Below are 6,857 nucleotides of genomic sequence, written 5' to 3'. Positions count from 1 at the left end.
GAGCGCTGGCGCGCCAATCTAAAGCAAGCTGCTGGGGAGACAAATCCTACAGAACGAAAGCGACTGATGACAGTCGCAGTTGCGGGGGCGGGGATCAGTGGCGTTGAGACATCCGCCGAGCTGGCGCTCGAGATGCAGAAGGAAGCATCGTCACTCGAACTGAACCCGTCCGATATCTCTGTCTATTTGCTAAGTGCTCAGGAACGATTGTTCATGGATGGACCCAAGAAAGTTGGACGAAAACTGGATCAGATACTCAGAGAAAGTGGAGTGACAGTGCTTTACAACCGCAAGGCGATGCGGGAGGAAGCAGGAGTAGTGACGCTCAACAATGGCGATCGTCTGCCGGTTGGTCTATGTATGTGGACGATTGGTCTGATTCCGAATCCGGCCCTTCGCACGATGGGCTTGCCGCTTACTCCTGAAGGCCAAGTGCTGGTGGATGGATCTTATCGCGTCCAAGGGGCGCCGGGCGTATACAGCATTGGCGACTGCGCGAGAATCGTCGACCCAAAAACCGGCATTGCAGCTATGATGAGATGCGCAGAAATTGCGCTACAGGAAGATAGACTGGGGAAAATCGTGATAGCCGATCTGGAGGGCCGCCCCGCGCCGGTTCATAAATCGGCGCCGTTAGATCTCTTCTGCATCGGCCTGGGGGAAAACCGCGGATTGGTGTGGGGACGCAAATGGGGACTTAATATGGTTGTAACGGGAAAGCCTGCCTGGAAATTCAGGAAACTGGCGTGGGATGGAGGCAGTAAGCTTCGATAATAAACATGAGACCAACAACTGTACGATCAATACAGAGCGCTGCTGTTCAAGCTGGCTTATCAGTTGACAGGCTCTGCGGCGGACGCGGAAGACGCGGAGCAGGACGTGTTTTTAAGGCGTGCGACGTACATCCCGAACGTTTGGAGGAACCGAAGGCGTATTTGTGCAAAAAGGTAACATATCACTGCCTCAGTCTGCAGAAGTCGGCGCGGAGGAGAAGGGAAGTATACGTCGGTCCGTGGCTCCCCGAACCGATTCGGACGCCGGAGGCGGATACGCTCGAGACGACGCTCGTCCGCCGCGATCTGCTGTCTTACGCCATGCTCGTACTTTTGGAGAGGCTGACGCCGACAGAGCGAACGGTTTTCGTCCTGCGTGAGGCGTTTGGCTTCGATTACCTCGAAATCGCCGAACTGCTCGGCAAGCGAGAGACGAATTGCCGTATGCTGATGAGCCGTGCAAGAAGCAAGATGGGAAAAACCGAGGAGGAGCCGGTCGCTGCCGAAGCGGTCGAACTGGAATGGGTTAGCCGGTTCCTCACACATCCCTCGAGCAAGGTAACGTCGATCATGTGCTGTCCCTGCTGACCGAAGACGTCATACTCGTCTCCGATGGAGGAGGAAAAGTAATCGCGGCCACGAGTCCGATACAAACGCGTGATCGCGTGGCCCGAATCCTGCTCGACGGATTCGGGCGCATACAGGGAAAACTTCACATTGAGGCTGCCTCGCTGAACGGTGAGAAGTGAGATGATTAATCCGGCAGCTTGCCCTCGTCTTTTGAAGAATGATAAAGCAGCTTTTCAGTATTTTTCTGCGAAATGAGGATGTGAAACATGTATATTTTTAAAAACAAATTGGTATTGTTAACGCCAATTATTGCTTTCCTGGTTGTATTTATTTTTTCGCTTACACTTTTTCCATCTGTCCAGTCCAAACCAAGAAATTTACCGATTGCCGTTGTGAATGAAGATCAAGGTTTCGAAATTCAGGGTCAGCCGAAAATGAATATGGGGCAAACGATCGTTGAAATGATGCGGAAAACGGCAGCAACTACGGAAGGTGACCCCGCTGTGAAGTGGGTGGAGGTATCAAGCGCGGAAGAGGCACGGAACGGATTAAACTATCAAGAGTATTACGCGGCATTGGTAATTCCGAGCGACTTCAGCGCTAAGCAAGCTTCTTTGCGAACCCCGAAACCGTCAGTGCCTGAAGTTCAGATATTAATAAACCAAGGAATGAATACCGCAGCATCGGCAGCAGCAGGGCAAATCCTGAACGGAGTCGTTGACAACATGAACAACAGCGTTCGCGCCCAATTGCTTGAGGGCTTTAAGACGCAGGGAGTTACGCTGACCGTAGAGCAAGCTGCGAGTTTAGCCTCTCCGATTGCAAAAAAAGTGACAAATGTAAATGAAACGGGCGCGAAAAGCGTGAATGGCAATGCCCCTGTTTCCTTATTTCAGCCCTTATGGATGGCATGTATCGCCAGCTCGGCAATCCTTTTTATAACCTTCAGTAAACGATTGTTTAAGACCCGAAAAGAGAGCCTAGTCTCGAAACTGCTGCATATCCTGATGGGCGCGATCGCTTCTCTTGCGGTTGGATTCGGGCTAACCTGGCTTGCGAATGGAATGCTGAATCTTGATATTCCTAAATTTGCGGATACCGCGCTGTTCTTATCCGTTACGTTCTTCAGTTTTTTCCTTATGATAACTGCTGTAATGTCGGTGTTGGGTATCAGAGGTGTTGCTATATTCGCCTTATTGCTTTTCTTCGGGGCGCCTTTGCTGGCTTTGCCGCCTGAAATGATGTCCTCTTTCTATCGGGAGTGGATTCATCCATGGCTCCCAATGCGCTTTATGGTCGATGGTCTGCGGGAATTGTTCTTCTTTGGCAAAGGATTTGGCTGGAATGCTCCCGTAACCGCTCTTACATGGATCTCATTGGTAAGCGGCATAGTAATTCTGGGCTCCGCATTAAAGGTTCGAGTTCAGAAAATCGAAAGAACAGCCACTATCGAAACCAACTTCCCTCGAAGATAACGACATACAGGTAAAGTAGAGAACTGTAATTTCATTGGAGAGCGGAAGCACTCCTTGTTAATGAATGAATAAACAGCGAAGGAAGGTATGTTGGAGAACAGTTTGATGTGGCAATCATTGGTGGAGGCATTGCGGGTTTGGTGGCATCGATTGAGTTGGCCTAAACACGATCATGTCTGTGCCGTTTGGTCATGTTACGACCGAGGGCGACACGCTGTATTTCGAGGTGCGTGGTCAGGGAGACCCCGAGTCGTGTATGCAAAAAGTCAGCGTACTAAGCCCGACGAGCGGATCATACCAAAAGTACAGGGGAGTCTCGATATGCAATTTTTATTTATCATTATTTTTGCTGTCGTAATTTTTCTTTTCGTTGTAGGCATAGGAAGAGGTCAACGCTCCCGGGGCCGAAGAACCTGGCATACTACGCCTTGTCAAAATCGATCGGACCTCACTGAGGTTTTGAAGCATATCACTTCGTTGCCGTACCTCGATGAGCATGAGACGGTTATTGCAGCGGGGGCCAACGACGTCTGGCGCAATCTGTGTGAAACACTGGACCGATCCTTCTCGCGTCCTGGTGTGGCCATCTACGCGAGACTGGTTGGATCCGCCGACTGCACAGCATCTGGGCCTAGGCCCTTTGCCGAGGGCTCAACGTTTCCCGGTTTTCGGGTAATCGCCGCGGTCCCTAGACGTGAGCTGGTTCTCGAGGGCTGCCATCGATTCTCGTCGTACGCCCTGATCTTTCGTCTCGATCACGTCAGTCCGGATCGATCACGGTTACGCGCTGAAAGTCGAGCTGCCTTTCCCGGTCTGGCCGGCAGCCTTTACCGACTGATCGTCATTGGTTCTGGCGGGCACGTGGTTGGCATGCGGCGCCTACTCTCAGCAATCCGCCGTCCCTGGTCTCATTGAACAAACGGGCAGCCTAGTGGAATTGAATTCAAGAGGATAAGTCTATCTAACATAACTAGTCCCATACATGTGAAAGCAAACAGCCCCTCCACCGTTTGATGGAAGGGATCAACTCAAAAAATGCTTTTGAACAGTCTTCGCTCGTTTACACTGTCACAAATCAGATCCTTACGTTGTTATATGTGTGAAAAATGTAAAGGAGATGAAGAGAGATGAACGACTTGACATGCATTATCATTGGAGGCGGCCATGCAGGGCTTGGGGCGCTCAAAGCAATAAAGGAAGTGACCCGGGGCATGGCGAATGGACAGCGTATTCGATTTGTTCTGATCGACAAGCAACCGGGTCATGTGCGCAAAGTGATGTTGTTCCGGCCGGCCGCAGGCGGGGAAGAGATTATGATTCCTTGGACGCATTATGGGTTTTCAGAAGGAGTCGAATTCATGCAAGGTACGGTTACGTCCGTGGATAGCGGGGGAAAACGGATTCGATATACAGACGCGCAAGGAAATGATGCCCGAATTCGTTATGACCTTTTAGTTGTGGCGGCCGGCAGCATCGTTCGGCGACCGGATCCCGATCAGGGCGGCATCGCCTTGACCGACCCGCAAGCCGCGGCGGACATCCGGGAGCGCTGGCGCGCCAATCTACGGCAAGCTGCCGGCGAGACAAATCCTAAAGAACGAAAGCGACTGATGACAGTCGCAGTTGCGGGGGCGGGCAACAGCGGCATCGAGACATCCGCCGAACTGGCGCTCGCCATGCAGAAGGAAGCGTCGGCGCTGGGACTGAATTCGTCCGATATCTCCGTCTATTTGCTGAATGCGCAGGAGCGGCTGTTCCCGGAAGGACCAGAGAAAGCTGGACGAAAATTGGATCAGATACTCAGCGATTGTGGAGTGACAGTGTTTCACAATCGTAAGGCAGTGCGGGAGCAAGCAGGAGTGTTGACGTTGAGCAATAGTGATCGTCTGCCGGTTGGCCTATGTATATGGACGATTGGTCTGATACCGAATCCGGCCCTCCGCAGCATGGACTTGCCGCTTACTTCTGAAGGTCAAGTGCTGGTGGATGAATGCTATCGCGTCCAAGGGATGTCGGGCGTATACAGCATTGGCGATTGTGCGAGAATCGTCGATCCGAGTACCGGCAAGGCAGATCAGATGACGTGCAAAGAAGCTGGGCCGCAGGCGTTAAGACTGGGAAAAATCGTGATGGCTGATCTGGAGGGCCGTTCCGCGCCGGTTCACAAATCGTTTTTGGATACCTTCGGCTTCGGCCTTGGGCAAAATCGCGGGTTGATGTGGGTACGCAAATGGGGACTTGATATCATCATAACGGGGAAGCTTGCGTGGAAAGTCAAAAAGCTGGGATGGGATTTTGCTAGCTGGCTCCGATAGAAACAAAGGGACCAAGTTGATATATGTCTAATAGCCCGGAGGAGGTGAGACGGCGGATGGAGGAACTGTACGATCAATATAGAGCGCTTCTGTTCACGTTGGCTTATCAGTTGACTGGCTCCGCGGCAGACGCGGAAGATGCGGTGCAGGATGTATTTGTTAAGGCGTGCGACGTACATCCCGAACGTTTGGAGGAGCCGAAAGCGTATTTGTGCAAGATGGTAACCAATCGCTGCCTCAATTTGCAAAAGTCGGCGAGGAAGAAGAGGGAGATGTACGTCGGTCCCTGGCTCCCTGAACCGATTCGGACGCCGGAGGCGGATCAGCTCGAGACGACGGTCGTCCGCCGCGATCTGCTGTCTTACGCTATGCTCGTACTGCTCGAGCGGCTGTCGCCGACGGAGCGGACGGTTTTCGTTCTGCGTGAGGCGCTGGGCTTCAATTATCCCGAAATAGCGGAACTGCTCGGCAAGCGAGAAGCAAATTGCCGCAAGTTGATGAGCCGGGCAAGAAGCAAGATGGGAATATCCGAAGATGAGCCAGTCACGGCCGATGCGGTCGAACAGGAATGGGTTAGCCGGTTCCTCGCATCCCTCGAACAAGGTAACGTCGATCATGTGATGTCTCTGTTGACCGACGACGTCATGCTCGTCGCCGACGGAGGCGGAAAAGTAACCGCGTATAAGCGTCCGATACAAACTCGCGATCATGTGGCCAGAGCCCTGCTCGACGGGTTCCAGAGGATAGGGAATTATCAGGAAAGATTTCACCTCGAGGCTGCTCATTTAAACGGTGAAAACGGTATAGTAATTCGTTCGAGGGACGAAACTTTGGCCGCTATATTTATACATCTCCGACGCGGAAAGATTGCCAGATTGTATGCCGTACGAAACCCGGATAAGCTTGCCCGGGTTTAGTCAGTCGACTGCGGATTTTTCCAAGTCTCCTTCAAAGTTAAATAATTTACAAAGTAAGGGCCATCCCACAAAGGATGGCTCTAATAATTGCCGTTAAAGACAGCGCGGAGAACCGTATCACAAACATAAGACCAAGGATCATTAAGCTAAAGAGGAACGATTGTTTAATCATTAGGAACGGTTGTCGGCCAGTTTGATCTGGCTACAAGTTTCTAATCTAACGGGGAGTATAGCATGGTGACCGGTAGTTGATTTCTCTGATATGTTACTTTAGATAGTGTAGTGTATGATTGCGTGGTATAATTTTCTAAAATCAGACTGTTTTTCAATGAATAATACTTGATTGTATGGGGGGATCATGTGAGGTTAGATATTCGGGTTACACATGTCGACTTCGATAATTACATCGATTTTACGGAATCGCATGTTTTTTCTCCTCACCAATTGCGGAACTAAAGAAACACGTAAATATAGAGGGGGATATCTATGTCTCCGGAATGGTTTCGTTAGTATGCAGGTTTTTTGAGTGGTCCAGACGGTATCGTACGCGATCGACTGGTATTGGAAAGGAGGTGACTTTGGCCTTTCAACCGCATTATGGCGGATGAAAGTGAAATCGAGCGCCGTGTCTTAAGATATGCTGGTGCCATTAACTAACAAAATGAAAGCGTTTCATCCGGTCAGAATCCGAATCATTACTTTTTTTCTTTATGAAAATGGGGGAAGTGCATGTAAAGCTGCGCGAGATGTTACCCAGTCAGAACAAACTCACTTAAAGGGACTATATTAGTGAAAATGACGTCGGCC

At 50.9% G+C, this 6,857-nt stretch carries 6 protein-coding genes; all 6 read left to right on the top strand.

The features are described 5' to 3' along the window. Positions 1–774, top strand: a 774-nt coding sequence (locus AC1DWB_RS22400; protein WP_477543308.1) for an NAD(P)/FAD-dependent oxidoreductase, incomplete at its 5' end; no start/stop codon positions are given. Between the two features lie 63 nt (positions 775–837). Then, the gene (locus tag AC1DWB_RS22395) at positions 838–951 is read left to right on the top strand and encodes a hypothetical protein (protein ID WP_477543307.1); all 114 of its coding nucleotides are present in this window, start codon (positions 838–840) and stop codon (positions 949–951) included. Further along, the gene (locus AC1DWB_RS22390) at positions 936–1,361 is read left to right on the top strand and encodes a sigma factor-like helix-turn-helix DNA-binding protein (RefSeq protein ID WP_477543306.1); all 426 of its coding nucleotides are present in this window, start codon (positions 936–938) and stop codon (positions 1,359–1,361) included. The genes AC1DWB_RS22395 and AC1DWB_RS22390 overlap by 16 nt, the downstream gene beginning before the upstream one ends. Before the next feature lie 254 nt (positions 1,362–1,615). Then, positions 1,616–2,818 (top strand): YhgE/Pip domain-containing protein, encoded by a 1,203-nt coding sequence (locus AC1DWB_RS22385; RefSeq protein WP_477543310.1) that lies wholly within the window; start codon positions 1,616–1,618, stop codon positions 2,816–2,818. 1,127 nt (positions 2,819–3,945) lie between these two features. Further along, the gene (locus tag AC1DWB_RS22380; protein ID WP_477543305.1) at positions 3,946–5,133 is read left to right on the top strand and encodes an NAD(P)/FAD-dependent oxidoreductase; all 1,188 of its coding nucleotides are present in this window, start codon (positions 3,946–3,948) and stop codon (positions 5,131–5,133) included. Between the two features lie 56 nt (positions 5,134–5,189). After that, the gene (gene sigJ / locus AC1DWB_RS22375) at positions 5,190–6,050 is read left to right on the top strand and encodes an RNA polymerase sigma factor SigJ (protein ID WP_477543304.1); all 861 of its coding nucleotides are present in this window, start codon (positions 5,190–5,192) and stop codon (positions 6,048–6,050) included. Positions 6,051–6,857 lie beyond the last annotated feature (807 nt).

The sequence above is a fragment of the Paenibacillus sp. P4_E11 genome (genome assembly GCF_056401635.1).
This window is presented reverse-complemented; position numbering and strand designations above follow the sequence as displayed.